Origin of the sequence: Chitinimonas prasina, from assembly GCF_030160395.1 — a bacterium.
GTDB lineage: Bacteria > Pseudomonadota > Gammaproteobacteria > Burkholderiales > Chitinimonadaceae > Chitinimonas > Chitinimonas prasina.
Window position 1 is genome coordinate 769,400 of sequence record NZ_BSOG01000001.1, and the last position, 13,823, is coordinate 783,222.

Genomic DNA, 13,823 nt, shown 5'->3' on the forward strand with positions numbered 1-13,823 from the left:
GGCGCTGATGATAAAGGCATGCGGCTCAACGAGCCAGCAAACTTGTCAGCCAGCGCAAGGGCCGGGTCCAGCGCCACGATCGGCTGGCCTCATACTGCTGGGCCTGGCACCGCAACGCCTCAGCCTGCGCAAGCTGTGCCTGCGCCTGCTGCTCGGCCAGTCTTTGCGCTGTTTCCAGGCGCAGTTGCTCGGCCTGTGCTTGCGCCTGCTGCCACTGCGCAGTGGCCTGAGCCAAGGCCAGCCGCTCAGCCCCCAAGCCCCGCTCCAACGCCACCTGTTGCGCCAACAACTGGCCATTGGCCGCCAGCTGGGCGGCCAGCTCATGCCGCTCCGCCGCAATCGTCGCCCGCAAGCTCGCCATATCCCCTAACAGGTGCGCCAGCTCCGCATCCCGTGCAGCCAGTGTCGCCTCCCGCTGGGCCAGGGTGGTATCCCGCTCGGCCAGGCTACGCCGCAAGCCGACTACGGCAGGCGCATATTGCTCCAGCGAAGTCAGCAATGCCGTCTCGCGGGCCAGTTGCACCGCCCCGATCTGGCTCACTACCCCCAGCAACTCGCGTATTGTCTCCGCACCCACGTTACGCCCAAACCGCGCCAGAATATCGGCAACCAAATGGCAATCCGGCATAGGCAGACGCTCAAGCAGGTGTACGGTAGGCTGTGGCAGGCATAGTACGCGCCCATACTTGGCCGTGGCCAGCGCATGCACCCAGTCCGATTGCACAGCCCCCGCATCGGGGCAGACCACCCCATCCAGCCGGAACAAATAGGCCGCGGCAGGCAACAGGGGCGCCAAAGTCCACCAAGCCGCAGCGCTGCCTGCGGGCGGCAACAAGCCTTCCTGCGCATGTGCCAGGTTGGCATCGGCAGCACAGGCCGCCACGGCCAGCACGGCGCCATCATCCTCCTGCAAGCTGGCCAGCAGCTTGGCAAGGTGGTCAGGCAGCAGCCTTACGCCGCCCCGTAGCACCATGCCAAAGTGCCCGCTGGCGGCCCCCCACAGGCCACCGGGATGCGCTTCTGCCACCCCCACCAGCGCCAGCGCCTCGCTCAAGCCTGCCGGCAGCACTGCCGCCGCCAAAACCTCGCGGTCCACCAGCACTTCTACCGCAGCATGGGTCTGGTGTGCCAGGTCGGCCAGCAGCGAGGGCAGCAGGGCGGGAGTTACCTCTGGCAGGCACACACTCACCGTCGCAGGTCGGCTGGCAGCCAGCTTGTGCTGGATAACGCGGCGGTAGCCGGCAATCCCCTGCAGGCTGTCCGGCAGCCCATGGCGGCAATCCTCCGCCTCCGTCACATGGAAGGCCTCTACCGCCTCGGCAGCACCCAAGGTATAGCTGCGAAACCGGTTCAGCCCGCTGATCTGCCTGTCATAGCGCTGCACGCCCAACTGGCTGGCAAATACCGCCATGGCGGCTTCCTTGGCCGCAAACGTGGTAGTGATGTCAAACAGGGCGTCTGGCTGCAGCGCCGATCCCACCTCGTATCCCAGCAAGCGTGCCGTCGGCGCCGCCCAGCGGCGAAAAGCCTCCAGGGCCGCCAGGGCCGTATTCACATGGTCAGGGTGGACCTCCCATACCGAGGGAGCAAACACCAGCTCAGGTGCAAACTCGCTCATCAGGGCCAGCATGCGGCCCACCAGGGCCTCGTCGCATACCACCCCCCGGTCCGGCAAGCCCCAGAACACCGGCGCGGCATAACCGAGCAAGCTGGCGGCCTGGGCGCTTTCATTTCGCCTGGCCGCCGGGTCCTTGCCGAACTCTCCATGCTCTCCACTGGTCAATATCACCACCTGGATCTCCGCACCCGTGGCGGCATGCAGGGCCAAGGTGCCGCCGCAACCGAACACCTCGTCATCAGGGTGCGGCGCAAAGACCAGCAGGCGGGCCGCAGTCACGGGTTCAGCCATAAAAGGAACCAGGTTCTCTTCGCGTAGGGTGTGGGTGTCCGGCATGGTTATCCAATGTCTGTAGCGCGTCGGCCGCATTTTACCCCTGCATCTGCCGCAGGGTGCGGCAGCATGGCTGGGTGGCTGCCCTGCACCAGGCATGTGCTGCAGCAGGCAATCGCGCGGCGCAGCCTATGCTGCTCGGCCAGTATGATAAGATTTTCTCAGGCTGACGGATCATTCCAGGTTCTCGGAACCGCTTCCTCCCTATACATAGATTGGCCAGTCCCCTCCAGAGACGACACTCAAACGATGCCAAGCAAAATCAGCAAGCCCACGCCCCGCCTTCCGGACTGCACCCGGAACATCGTTCTGACACTGGCACTGACCACAGCCCTGGCCGAAGAAACCCCGCCGCCGCCTGCCCCCGCCGCCGCACCCACGCTGCTGGATGCCATACGGCAGATGCAGCGCAACCTGCCGCCCGGCGTGCCGCCACCGCCGGCCCAGCCTGCCACACCCACAGCCGTCACGCCCGCCCCGGCCACGCCGCCGACCGCGCAGCCCGTGGCCAAGCCCTTGCCCACCGAGACACGGGTCAAACCCGCCAGTACCACGGCAGCGAAGCCTGCAGCAACCACGCCGGCGGCCACCACCACCGCCACCCCGGCACCCACCGCTACCGCCCCCACCACGCAGACGGTCGCCGCCATCGAGCCCATCGCCCCGCGCGACAGGGTACTGACACAGCAGCCGCAACTGGTCGGCGCGGGTGGCGTCACCCTGCGGTTCGACAATGCCGATGTCTACGAGGTGGTGCAGACCATCATGGGCGACATCCTGCAGCTCAACTACATCGTCGATCCGGGCATTACCGGCAAGGTCAACATCAACGGCCTCAGCCCGGTCAACTCAGAAGACCTGCTGGGCGTGCTGCAAAGCGTGCTGGCGCTCAACAACATCTCCATCATCCGCGACGGCAATCTGTACAAGGTGGTGCGCGACAACCTAGCCGCCCGCGATACCGTCTCCAGTACCGCCGTGGGCGACAACGGCAGCGTGGTGCAGATCTTCGCGCCCCGCCATGTGCAGCCCTCGGCCCTGATCGCCACCCTGCGCAACTTCATCGGCCCGCAGGCCACCCTGGTCAACGACCCCACTGATCACTACCTGATCGTGGTCGACCGCGCCCGCAACGTCAAAAAACTGCAGGAACTGGTGCAGTCGCTGGATATCGACTATCTGGCCAAGGTCCAGACCGAGATGGTGCAGATAGAAAACGGCGATGCCACCGAAGTAGCCCGCGAGATGGAAACCCTGTTCAAGACCTCGCAGATGTACAACTGGCGGGGCACCGAAGCCAACAAGGTGTTCTTCATGCCGATCAAGCGCATGAATGCCATCCTGGTGGCCGCCTCCAACCGAGACGTGCTGGAAGCCGCCCGCAAGCAGATACGCGAAGTCGATATCGCCCCCAAGGAAGGCCTCAACTCCCGCATCAACATCTACACCGTCAAGAACAGCACGGCCGCCTACCTGGCCGGCCTGATCAGCCAGATCTACGGTGGCGCCGCACCGGCCACCAGCACCGGGGCCACCAAGGTGGTGCAAAAAGGCAACGTCCCCACCACCAGCGCCTCGGGCACCGGCCTGTCGGGCGAGGTACAGATCATCCCCAACGAGAAATCCAACTCGCTGATCATCAAGGCCAGCCGGCAAGACTACCTGCAGATACTGCAATTGCTGGAGCAACTCGACACCGTCTCCCGCCAGGTGCTGATACAGGCCAATGTAATCGAGGTCGGCCTGAGCAAGCAGAACCGCCTGGGTATAGAGTGGACCCTGCTGCACGAGAAGCTGAGCATAGACGGCCAGATCTACAAGGCAGCCGCCAAGCTGGGCGGCACCATAGACGCCAAGGCCGGCGGCCTGCTCTATAGCGTCACCGACAGCGTGGGCACCGCCATGGGCGCCATCCAGGCCGTGGCCAACGACGACGACATCACCATCCTCGCCTCGCCCCGCATCGTCGCCAGCGATGGCAAGGAAGCCAAGATAGAAATCGGCCAGGAAGTCCCGGTACGGACCCAGCAGATCAGCAACGCCAACACCGGCACCACCGGCTCCACCATCGCCGAAAGCTTCACCTACCGCACCGTCGGCATCATCCTGCAGGTCAAGCCCAGCATCAACGAATCGGGCCTGGTCAACCTGGAAATCAACCAGGAAGTCAGCACCGTGGCCAACGATACCAATGGCGCCACCACCCTGCCCCGCTTCACCAAGCGCAGCGTGCAGACCGAGGTCAGCCTGCAGGAAGGCAAGACCCTGGTCATAGGCGGGCTGATCCAGGACAACGGTAGCGTCAACGAAACAGGCGTGCCCTATCTGAAGGACATCCCCGTCCTGGGCAATCTGTTCCGGGCACAAACCAAGAAGACAGAACGGACCGAATTGCTGCTGACCCTGACCCCCTACGTCATCAACAACCAAAGCGACGCCGACCGGCTGAACCGCCAACTGGACGACGCCATGGAAGAAGTCCGCGAACTGCTGAACACCGCCAGGCGCCAGAAAGCCGGCCTGCCGCCCACCCTGGCCATAGATGCACCCAAGCCATGAGAAAGCTGCGTTCGTTGCTGTATCTGGTGGGCCAGTTGTCGCGGCGCGAGATCGCCGCCCGCTATCGGGGCACCACTCTCGGATGGTTCTGGACCGTGCTGACACCGCTGCTCACCCTGGCGGTCTACACCTGGGTGTTCAGCGAGGTATTCAAGGCACGCTGGGTAGGCGATGCCGCCAACGATAAAACCGCCTTTGCCCTCAATGTCTTTGCCGGCATGCTGTTCCTGCAGTTCTTCGCCGAAAGCCTGGGGCGGGCGCCCGGCCTGCTGCAGGCCAACGCCAACTACGTCAAGAAAGTCATCTTTCCCCTGCCGGCCCTACCGCTGGTCACCATCGCCACCGCCGGCTTTAACTGGCTGATCGGCGTACTGGTGTGGTCAGTGCTCTATACCGTGGTCCATCACAGCCTGCCGCTGGGCCTGCTGTGGCTGCCGTTGGTCATGCTGCCGCTGGCCCTGATGACCCTGGGCCTATGCTGGCTGGTCTCGGCTTTCGGCGTCTATCTGCGCGATCTGGCCCCGGTGGTCGCCTTCATCCTGACCCTGCTGTCCTTCCTCAGCCCGATTTTCTATCCGGTCGAGATACTCCCCGACTGGATAGCCCGACTTTTGATCATCAACCCGCTGACCCTGCCCATCGAGTTCTCCCGCAGCTGGCTGCTGGGCGCCGCACAACCTGCAGGCGAGCTGCTGCTGGCCTACTGGCTGGTAGCCGGCCTGGTCGCGCTGCTGGGCCTGTCGGCATTCCGCTTGCTGCGCAAGGGCTTTGCCGACGTGCTGTGATCGCACCATGCCCCAAGCCCGCCGCCGCCAACAGGGTTTCACGCTGATCGAGCTACTGATCGCCATGCTGCTGGCGGCCGCCATAGGCATCGCCCTGTCCAGCGCCTTCCGCCTGGGCCTGCAGCACACCCAACGCACCCGTGCCTTCTATAGCGAGCTACAAGAGATGCAGGCAGTGGCCAGCTATCTGCGCTTGCGCTTTGCTCCTGGGCTAGCCATCGCCAAGGGTAGCGATGCCGAGCTATGGGTAGGCAAGAAGGACGCCGCGCAGCAGGGCCTGCGCTGCCAGCAGGACGGTGAGCAAACCTGGCGGCTGGAGCTGATCAGCACCGAGCGCCCCAAGACTGACAAGGCCGCCACGGCCAGCGACGAAGAACCCGCCATCCAGGCCGAGACCCTGCTGGACCAGCTGACGCAATGTCGCTTCGAATACCTGCAGGCCGATCCAGATAGTCCCAAGCCCACGGCCGCCCAGGAGGGTAGCGAGCGCCAGCCTACCGCCTACCGCTGGCTGGACAGCAGCGCTACCCCCCCGCCGGTCGCCTTCCGGCTCCACCTTGGCGGCAGCTATTTCACACTGCCCCCGCTGGTCTTCAGCCGTGGCTAGCCCCTTGCGTACACCCGCCCATCCCACTCAGGCCCGCCCCCCGGCCGGCCAGTCAGGCTATGTCCTGCTGTACGTCATGGCCGTGCTGATCGCCCTGGCCAGCCTGGCCCTGACCGTGGCTTACCGCGAACGGCTGGGCATGCAGCTGGTGATCAACCAGGTCAGCGGCACCCAGGACGAGCACACCCTGCAGGCTGCCCATACCCTGCTGCTGGCGCAGCTCGATCTGGCCCAGCAACTGGCAGCGCCCGCCCATGCCGGCGACCCGGTACTGAGCAAGCTGCCGCGCTGGGGGGCCGGCGACGAGCAGGAGGTCACCATAGGCGAGCAGCAGGTCCGCATCACCCTGGAAGACCGCGCCGCTCAGCCCGACTTCAACCTGCTGGATGAAAAGGAATACACCCGGCTGCTGCAGGAACTAGGCATAGCGCCCGAAGCCGCCGCACAGTACGCCGGCCTCATCGTTGCCGCCCGGCCCGATACCGGCTTTACCGACCGCAGCAGCTTTCGTGACATCGCCGGCCTCCCCCCTGCCTTGCTGCAAACCAGCGAAGCAGGCAGCGACAACCCCAGCTTCTACGACCTCATCACCCTGGGCAGCGGTGGCAAATGGGTAGACCCCGAAACCACGCCCCTGCCTGTGGTCGCCGCCCTGACAGGCTACACTGCGGAACAACTGGCAACGCTCAAACGCTTGCGCTCTGACGGCAAGGTCGATAGAAAGCTATGGCTGGACACTTTCGGTAGCGATAGTGGCCGCTTTCTCTCGCCTGGCACAGCCTTGCTGGCACGTCTCAAGCTGGATGGCAGCCCTCTCTACGCCGAAGTGCAGTTGCTCAGGCGCGACAGCGGCTGGCACAGCCAACCCCTGATACTGCTCACCGAAACCGAAGATAGCCGAAGCGATACAACGAGCCCGCCGTGAAACTGGTCATAGTCCTGAATGCCGCTCATCTCGAGGTCAGCCTCTACCGCCGTGACTGGCGCGGCTGGTATCGTGCCGAGCACGCCACCCTGCCCTGGCGGCTGGACAGCGGCGAAGCCCCCTTGCTGGAACAACTGCCCGGCACCCTGCGTCCCTGCCTGCTGGCCTGGGGCGTCCCACCAGGCTGCCGGGTACTGGCCGTGCCAGACGCCGCCAGTGGCGGGCTGCTGCAAGCCCCCCGCAGCAAAACCCTGGCACCGCCGGAGCAGGAGGCCGAACTGCTGGCCAGTCAGCTGCCCTACCCAGCCGCCTCGCTGGCCATCTGCAGCCAGGCCGGCCCGGCCGACCAGCTCAGGCTGTGCTGGATCGCCGCCAGCGAGCTGCAGAACCTGCGCACCACGCTAGACAAGCTGGGCATGCGCCTGCAGGAATGCTACCCGGCAGCGCAACTGCTGGCTCAGGCCAGCCCAGCCAGCCGCAATGCCTATTGGCTCTGGTGCCAGGCCAGTCAGCTGATCGTCTGGCGTTGCGATGGCGCCGGCATCCCCATCACCGTCGCCTCTCTCAGCACCGCCCAGACCGGCTGGCCGCAACGACTGTCGCTGCTGCTGGCCAGTCTGGGGCACAGCGAAGGCGCGCCTGTGCTGCATTCCGGCTTCCCTGCCGAGCAGCAGGCCCAGCTGGAAGCCACCCTGGGTGGCCGCCATGTGCTCAGCCCACAGGCCCCGCCCGACCTGTCCCAGCAGGTATTCAGCCATTGGCTGGCCGGTGCCAGGGGCTGGTGGCAGCCACCCTCGCGCGATTGGCTGGTCTCGCGCTTTACCCCCTGGGCCGCAGCGGTCGGCCTGCTGCTGGTTGCCGGCATGGGCGGCCTGCATTGGCAGCAGCAGAATCTCCGGGCCGAGACCGACAAGCTCAACGAAGCCGCCGATAAGATGCAGCCGGCCCACAAGCGCCTGCAGGCCAAGCGCCGCGAACTCTTGACGCTGCGCGAGCAACTGCTGGCCGCCGAGAGCTTTGTCCGTGGCCCAGCCCTGCTCGATGCGCTTGCCCTGTCCACTCCCCTGCTGCCCGATGGCAGTTGGCTCACCCGCTATCGGCATGATGGCAAGCAGGTGCTGATCGCCGGCGAAGGCGCCAGCCAGGCCGACATGCAGAAACGGCTGAAGCCGCTGGGCCTGGCGCCGCTGGATACTGGCAAACCGGCCCCCACCATAGACCCACCCAAACAGTTCAGTCTGGAATTCCATGTCCGCAAGCCTGCCCAAGCCTCCTGAGCCCATGCGGCTACCCCGGCTATCACCCTGGCCCCGCTGGCGCCGCAACCTTGAGCGGCTGTACCGGCTGCTGGGTTTCAAGGTGCTGGGCGTGCTGGCCATCGTGCTGCTGGGTTGCCTGCTGTGGCTGGACAGCACGCTGGCCGAGCTGGCCGGCCAGCGCAAGCTGCATGGCCGCGCCGCCGCCGACCTGGCCGAGATCAAGACCCTGGCCGAGCAGAAAAAACGCATAGAACAAGGCCTACGCGATAGCCAGCCCGAGCATGCCGCCATGCTGCAGAACGCCCTGCAGGGCGCCACCGCCGAAGCCGCCCAAGCCGCCTGGCAGCAAGAATGGTTGAGCCAACTGAGCAGCCAGGGCATCAGCGATGCCACCGCCCAGCCAGGCAGCATCAGCCGCGGCCAGCCCAGCCAGCTGGGCCTTACCCTCACCTTTTCGGCCATACCGCAGCAGTTGCTGGCCATAGACCAGCTGGTCAACAGCACCGGCCGCTTGCAGCGCATGACACGTATCGACATCAATTCCGCCGACGGTGTGGCGCGCCAGCAGTTCCGGGTGCAGCTGGAGCTGGCCGCACTTTATTTTCCGCCCAAGGCGGATAATCGCCCCGGCAAGCCACTCAAAGCAGCATTGCCCGCAGGGAGCAAGATGCCATGATGATCGCCCTACTGTTTGCCGGCTCGCTGGCCCAGACCACCCCCCCGGCCCCGCCCGCCCAGGCCAAACCCGCCAAGCCCAGCCTGGAACGCATCGTCACCAGCAATCCCTTCGACCCCAAGCGGCAAAGCTGGCAGGCGCCGGCTCCGCCGCCCCCGCCCCCACCGGCACTGACCGAGTCCGAAGTCCGGGTGCGGGGCATCATCCTGGCTGGCAGCACTCGCAAGGCCCTGCTGGAGGTGCTTTCACCCAAGCTGCAGGCACCGCCGCAGGCCGGTAAGCCTGCCCGGCCCTTGCGGCTGGTCGGCGTGGGCGACAACCTGGGTGAATACCGGATCAGCCAGATCAATGCCAGCGAGGTGGTACTGGATGCCGGCAGCGGCACCACCACCCTGCCCTACCAGATCGTCAAGGGCCGACCCGCCGTCGGCACGGCCCTGCCACCGCCCGATCAGGTCGCCATCGTGCTGGCCGCACCCGTACCCACCATCGTCAATGACAATGGCGAGGCCAGCCCGGCTGTCGCGGCCGAAGTCCAAGCACTGCCCGCCCCCGTCATCGCCGCCCCGCCGGTGCAGGAACCCCCTGCCAGCAACCCGGCAGCGCCGCAACCGGGCCAGCAGCCCGAGACCAACCAGCCTGCCACGCCCGCCCCCACCGGCATGACCCTGCTGGAAGCCATCCAGCTGGCCAGGCGCAATCAGCAGAATCAGCAAAACCAGCAGAACAACCCGCCCAAATAGATGATCGCCACTCCTTCGCTCCCACCGCTGGATCTGGCAGCGGCAGCCCGGCAACTGGGGCTGCCCCTGCTGGGCGCCGACGCACTGGACCCACCGCCGCTGCCCATGCAGGGTGTGCCCAGCGCCTTCCTGGCAGCCAACAGCCTGCTGCCGCTGGGTTTCGATGGTGAAACCCTGAAGGTCGCCTGCAGCTACCCCCTCAACTGGGCGGCACTGGAGGCGCTCAGGCAATTTGCCGGCCAGCGCGAACTGCACCTGGCCCTGGCCTCCCCCGAGCTGATTGCTCAGGGTCTCGCCCTCCTGGCCGGCCAGCACGACGGTCGCAGCATGGCCAACACCCCCGAAGACGCTCAGGCTGGCGATGAAGACGATCTGGAAAGCCTGCGCAGCCAGGCCGAAGACGCACCGGTGGTCCGGCTGGCCCAATACCTGATACAGACAGCAGCCGAACGCGGCGCCTCCGATATCCACCTGGAGATCTACCAGGACGTCTTCAAGGTCCGCTACCGGCTCGATGGCGTGCTGCACGATGTGGAATCGCCGCCCCGGCGCATGTTTCTGCCTACCATCTCGCACCTAAAGCTCAGAGCAAGGATGAACATCGCCGAACGGCGCCTGCCGCAGGACGGCCGCATCAAGATGGCCCTGGGCGAGCGTGAGATCGACATGCGTGTCTCCACCCTGCCCACGGTCTACGGCGAGAGCATGGCCATCCGCCTGCTGGACCAGCGTGATGCCAGCCTGTCGCTGGCTCGGCTAGGCTTCGAAGCCGACACCCTGGCGGCGTTCCGCCATGCCATCGCCCAGCCCCACGGCATGATTCTGGTGACCGGCCCCACCGGCTCGGGCAAGACCACCTCGCTCTACGCCGCCCTGTCCGAGATCAACCGCCCTGACGTCAAGGTCATCACGGTGGAAGACCCGGTGGAGTACCAGATACACGGCATAAACCAGGTCCAGGTCAAGCCGCAGATAGACCTGACCTTTGCCCGTGCCTTGCGCGCCATCGTGCGGCAAGACCCCGACATCATCATGATCGGCGAAATCCGCGACCCCGAGACCGTGGACATCGCCATCCAGTCTGCCCTGACCGGCCACCTGGTACTGTCCACCCTGCATACCAACGACAGCTTCAGCGCCCCCCACCGGCTGCAGGACATGGGCGCAGAAAGCTATCTGATCGCCAGCAGCCTCATCATGGTGCTGGCCCAACGGCTGGTCAGGCTGATCTGTCCGCACTGCCGCGAGCCACGCCCCGCCGACGCAGCCGACCGCCTGTTCCTGGCGCAGGAAGGCTACCAGGCCGACTCGGCCACCACGCTATGGCATGGTCGCGGTTGCGGCCACTGCAGCCATACCGGCTACAGCGGCAGGCAAAGCATCTACGAGATCATGCCGGTCACCGAGGCCATCAAGTCCGCCATCCTGCGCAAGGCGCCCAGCACCGAGCTACGCAGCATCGCCCTCTCAGAAGGGGTACGCACCATGCGCCAGGCCGGCATACTCAAGGCCCTGGCAGGCGAGACCACCCTGGAAGAACTGGGCCGCGTCACGCGGGAGGACGGTTAGTGCAGTTCAACTACCGCATCCGCCTGGCCGACACCGACCGCGAGGTCAGCGGCCGCCTCGAAGCCAGCGACCTGGCCCAGGCCGAAGCCGCCTTGCGGGCAGATGGCTTCCACATACTCTCGATCAAGCCCCGTGTCAGCCTGGGCCAATTGCTGACCCAGCGGCCAGCGGCTCGCCTCAACCGCAGCCAGGTACTGGAGCTGACCGAACAGCTGGGCAGCCTGCTGGATGCCGGCCTGCCCATAGACAGGGCGCTCAAGTTGCTGCGCGGCACCCTGCCCGGCGAGGCTGCACGCCATATCGTGGGCGAGCTGCTGCTCGACATCGAGCGCGGCAGCACCCTGGCCGCTGCCTTTGAGCGCCATGGCGCAACCTTTCCCGGGCTGTACGTCAATATGGTACGGGCGGGTGAAGAGGGCGGCATCCTGCCGCTGACCTTGCGACGCCTGATCGAGTTCTACGAACGCAGCATCGAGTTCCGCAACTTCCTCATCTCCTCCTCCATCTACCCCATCACCCTGCTGCTGTTCGGCATCTCCGCCATCGCTGTACTGACGCTGGCCGTCATCCCCAAGTTTGCCGATGTCTTCGACAGCATGGGGCAGGAGCTGCCCGGCAGCGCCGCCTTCCTGATCGGTGCCTCCAGCCTGCTGAGCCAGCATGGCCTGGAACTGCTGGCGGCCGGACTGATACTTGGGATCACCGCCTGGGCCTATGGCCGCACCCGCCCTGGCCAGCTGTGGTGGCACGGCCTGGTACTGCGCCTGCCCTTGCTGGGCTCGCTGCTGCTCAAGGCCAACCTCAGTCGCGCCTGTCGGACCATGGGAACCCTTTTGCAGGCCGGCGTACCCATACTCAAGTCCTTGCACATCGTCTCGCGGCTATCCGAGAATATCCACGTCAATCAGGCACTCGGCCGGCTGGAACGCGGCATACGCGACGGCGAGGGGCTGGCGGCACCGATGCGCAATGACCCGTTCTTCCCGCCCCTGCTGTCCAATCTGGTCAGCGTGGGAGAGGAGACCGGCGATGTCGGCGCCATGCTGATCAAGGTTGCCGAGCAATACGACGCCGATGTGCGCAAGGCCGCCAAGCGCCTGATCGCACTGTTCGAGCCCACCATGATCATCATCATGGGTGGCTTGATCGGCGCCATTGTTTTGTCCATGCTATCTGCCATCTTTTCCATCAACGACATGGGCCTGTAAGGCAATCACCTGCTTGTCCACAACAAACCCGCTACCATCCAGGCATACCGCTCGCCATCCGCGCAATACCAGGAAATCTATGCACAAACCACACGCCCGCCGCGCACTCGGCTTTACCCTGATCGAACTCCTGATCGTGATGGTCATACTGGGCCTACTGGCCGCCATCGTGGTGCCCAAGCTGTTCGGCAAGGTGGACGGCGCCAAGCTCGACGCCACCCGCACCCAGCTCACCGCACTGGAGACAGCGCTGGACGCCTTCCGCCTCGATATCGGCCGCTATCCCACCACCGAGGAAGGCCTGCTGCTGCTGCAGACAGCCCCGGCAGAAGACACCCCCGGCGCTAGTCGCTGGCGCGGCCCCTATCTCAAGAAAACGCCTAGGGATGCCTGGGGCAATGTGTTCCAGTACCGCGCCCCCGGTGAACACGGCGATTTCGATCTATGGTCCAACGGTGCCGACAACAAGGAAGGTGGCGAGGGCAACGACGCCGACCTGACGAATTGGGAAGCCGGCAGTGACACGGACAAGGCCCAGTAGCCACGCCCAGCGGCACGGCTTTACCCTGCTTGAGCTGATGGTGGTGATGGCCTTGCTGGCCATCGCCGCCAGCCTCACCGGCCCCCGCCTGTGGGCCATGCTGCAGCCCTCGCCTGAACGGGATCTACCCCGACAGCTGGTGGAACAGATAGACCGCCTGCGCAGCGATGCCGTTTTCCGGCGCAAGACCCAGGCTGCCGAAATCGATATCGAAGCCAACGTCCTGCACACCCCGCGTGGCGACTGGCGCCCACCCGAAGGCTGGCTGTTTGTCGCGCTACCAGAGGTCGCGGCAACTGCCGATCCCGCGGCAGCCCCGGCAGCCCCCCCCACAATCCTGAGCCTGGAATTCCTGGCCGACGGCAGCGCCAGCAGCCTGCGCTTTGCCCTGCAGGGCCCATCCCGCCCCGGCTGGCAGTTCCATATCTCCCCCCACACCGGCCGCCTGAGCATCCAGCCTCTCGCCAGCGAGACGCCCGATGTCTAGACAGGACAAGCGACAGCGCGGCTTCACCCTGCTGGAAGTCCTGGTGGCCCTGACCATACTGGGCCTGGGGCTGGCCAGCCTGCTGATCGCCTACAGCGGCTCGCTGCGCCTCACCCAGCGCGCGCAGGACCAGACCGTTGCCGCCACACTGGCCCGCAGCAAGCTGGACGAAACCCTGGCCAGCAAGAACGCCGACATCAAGGGCGATGAGGCGGAGGAAATCTACAACGGCACCCGCTACACCTACCGCATAACCAGCACCCCCTACCCCTTGCTGGACGAAGGCCTGTACCAGCGCCTACCCGACGCCCCCCGGCTGGAAGTCATACAGATAGACGTATATTGGGGCAGTGAAGATCGCCCACAACGCTACCAGCTGCTCAACTACCACCGCCTCCCCCGCCGCCCTGCCGCCGCCAGCGGCACAGCACCGCCGCCCGCCCCCCCGACCACCTAAGCGCCGCTCGCGCCCTCCGGTCGCAACGGTTCTGACCAGGCTAGGCAGCAGGCGTC

13 protein-coding genes are annotated in these 13,823 nt (G+C 65.7%); 12 read left to right on the top strand and 1 reads right to left on the bottom strand.

The features are described from left to right. Window positions 1–25 precede the first annotated feature (25 nt). Window positions 26–1,954 (bottom strand): PIG-L family deacetylase, encoded by a 1,929-nt coding sequence (locus tag QQK16_RS03695; protein ID WP_284195073.1) that lies wholly within the window; start codon window positions 1,952–1,954, stop codon window positions 26–28. A 246-nt stretch (window positions 1,955–2,200) separates the two neighbouring features. Here QQK16_RS03695 and gspD point away from each other — a divergent pair, with 246 nt between their 5' ends. The 12 genes from gspD (at window position 2,201) to QQK16_RS03755 (ending at window position 13,767) form a co-directional block, all read left to right on the top strand. Next, window positions 2,201–4,510 (top strand): type II secretion system secretin GspD, encoded by a 2,310-nt coding sequence (gspD, locus tag QQK16_RS03700; RefSeq protein ID WP_284195074.1) that lies wholly within the window; start codon window positions 2,201–2,203, stop codon window positions 4,508–4,510. Continuing rightward, window positions 4,507–5,295, top strand: a complete 789-nt coding sequence (locus QQK16_RS03705; RefSeq protein WP_284195075.1) for an ABC transporter permease — start codon at window positions 4,507–4,509, stop codon at window positions 5,293–5,295. The genes gspD and QQK16_RS03705 overlap by 4 nt, the downstream gene beginning before the upstream one ends. Window positions 5,296–5,302: 7 nt before the next feature. After that, the gene (locus QQK16_RS03710; RefSeq protein ID WP_284195076.1) at window positions 5,303–5,902 is read left to right on the top strand and encodes a prepilin-type N-terminal cleavage/methylation domain-containing protein; all 600 of its coding nucleotides are present in this window, start codon (window positions 5,303–5,305) and stop codon (window positions 5,900–5,902) included. Window positions 5,903–5,906: 4 nt separating this feature from the next. Continuing rightward, the gene (locus QQK16_RS03715; RefSeq protein ID WP_284195077.1) at window positions 5,907–6,827 is read left to right on the top strand and encodes a hypothetical protein; all 921 of its coding nucleotides are present in this window, start codon (window positions 5,907–5,909) and stop codon (window positions 6,825–6,827) included. Continuing rightward, window positions 6,824–8,104: a PilN domain-containing protein gene (locus QQK16_RS03720; protein WP_284195078.1), complete on the top strand. Its 1,281-nt coding sequence runs from the start codon at window positions 6,824–6,826 to the stop codon at window positions 8,102–8,104. The genes QQK16_RS03715 and QQK16_RS03720 overlap by 4 nt, the downstream gene beginning before the upstream one ends. Then, window positions 8,076–8,762, top strand: coding sequence for a hypothetical protein (locus tag QQK16_RS03725; RefSeq protein WP_284195079.1), 687 nt, complete (start codon window positions 8,076–8,078; stop codon window positions 8,760–8,762). The genes QQK16_RS03720 and QQK16_RS03725 overlap by 29 nt, the downstream gene beginning before the upstream one ends. Continuing rightward, the gene (locus QQK16_RS03730) at window positions 8,759–9,505 is read left to right on the top strand and encodes a hypothetical protein (protein ID WP_284195080.1); all 747 of its coding nucleotides are present in this window, start codon (window positions 8,759–8,761) and stop codon (window positions 9,503–9,505) included. Before QQK16_RS03725 ends, QQK16_RS03730 begins: the two co-directional genes overlap by 4 nt. Next, the gene (locus QQK16_RS03735; protein ID WP_284195081.1) at window positions 9,506–11,074 is read left to right on the top strand and encodes a GspE/PulE family protein; all 1,569 of its coding nucleotides are present in this window, start codon (window positions 9,506–9,508) and stop codon (window positions 11,072–11,074) included. Next, on the top strand, window positions 11,074–12,282 hold the full coding sequence (locus QQK16_RS03740; RefSeq protein ID WP_284195082.1) for a type II secretion system F family protein: 1,209 nt from the start codon (window positions 11,074–11,076) through the stop codon (window positions 12,280–12,282). Before QQK16_RS03735 ends, QQK16_RS03740 begins: the two co-directional genes overlap by 1 nt. A 79-nt stretch (window positions 12,283–12,361) precedes the next feature. Then, the gene (gene gspG / locus QQK16_RS03745) at window positions 12,362–12,823 is read left to right on the top strand and encodes a type II secretion system major pseudopilin GspG (RefSeq protein ID WP_284195083.1); all 462 of its coding nucleotides are present in this window, start codon (window positions 12,362–12,364) and stop codon (window positions 12,821–12,823) included. Continuing rightward, entirely contained in the window at window positions 12,801–13,310 is a 510-nt protein-coding gene (locus QQK16_RS03750; protein WP_284195084.1) for a prepilin-type N-terminal cleavage/methylation domain-containing protein, read from the top strand. Before gspG ends, QQK16_RS03750 begins: the two co-directional genes overlap by 23 nt. After that, on the top strand, window positions 13,303–13,767 hold the full coding sequence (locus QQK16_RS03755; RefSeq protein WP_284195085.1) for a type IV pilus modification PilV family protein: 465 nt from the start codon (window positions 13,303–13,305) through the stop codon (window positions 13,765–13,767). The genes QQK16_RS03750 and QQK16_RS03755 overlap by 8 nt, the downstream gene beginning before the upstream one ends. Window positions 13,768–13,823 lie beyond the last annotated feature (56 nt).

Excerpts from the sequence above, each read along its gene's own strand:
- QQK16_RS03695 (WP_284195073.1), bottom strand. The coding sequence starts at position 1,954 with ATGCCGGACACCCACACCCTACGCGAAGAGAACCTGGTTCCTTTTATG.
- gspD (WP_284195074.1), top strand. The coding sequence starts at position 2,201 with ATGCCAAGCAAAATCAGCAAGCCCACGCCCCGCCTTCCGGACTGCACC.
- QQK16_RS03705 (WP_284195075.1), top strand. The coding sequence starts at position 4,507 with ATGAGAAAGCTGCGTTCGTTGCTGTATCTGGTGGGCCAGTTGTCGCGG.
- QQK16_RS03710 (WP_284195076.1), top strand. The coding sequence starts at position 5,303 with ATGCCCCAAGCCCGCCGCCGCCAACAGGGTTTCACGCTGATCGAGCTA.
- QQK16_RS03725 (WP_284195079.1), top strand. The coding sequence starts at position 8,076 with ATGTCCGCAAGCCTGCCCAAGCCTCCTGAGCCCATGCGGCTACCCCGG.
- QQK16_RS03730 (WP_284195080.1), top strand. The coding sequence starts at position 8,759 with ATGATGATCGCCCTACTGTTTGCCGGCTCGCTGGCCCAGACCACCCCC.
- QQK16_RS03735 (WP_284195081.1), top strand. The coding sequence starts at position 9,506 with ATGATCGCCACTCCTTCGCTCCCACCGCTGGATCTGGCAGCGGCAGCC.
- gspG (WP_284195083.1), top strand. The coding sequence starts at position 12,362 with ATGCACAAACCACACGCCCGCCGCGCACTCGGCTTTACCCTGATCGAA.
- QQK16_RS03755 (WP_284195085.1), top strand. The coding sequence starts at position 13,303 with ATGTCTAGACAGGACAAGCGACAGCGCGGCTTCACCCTGCTGGAAGTC.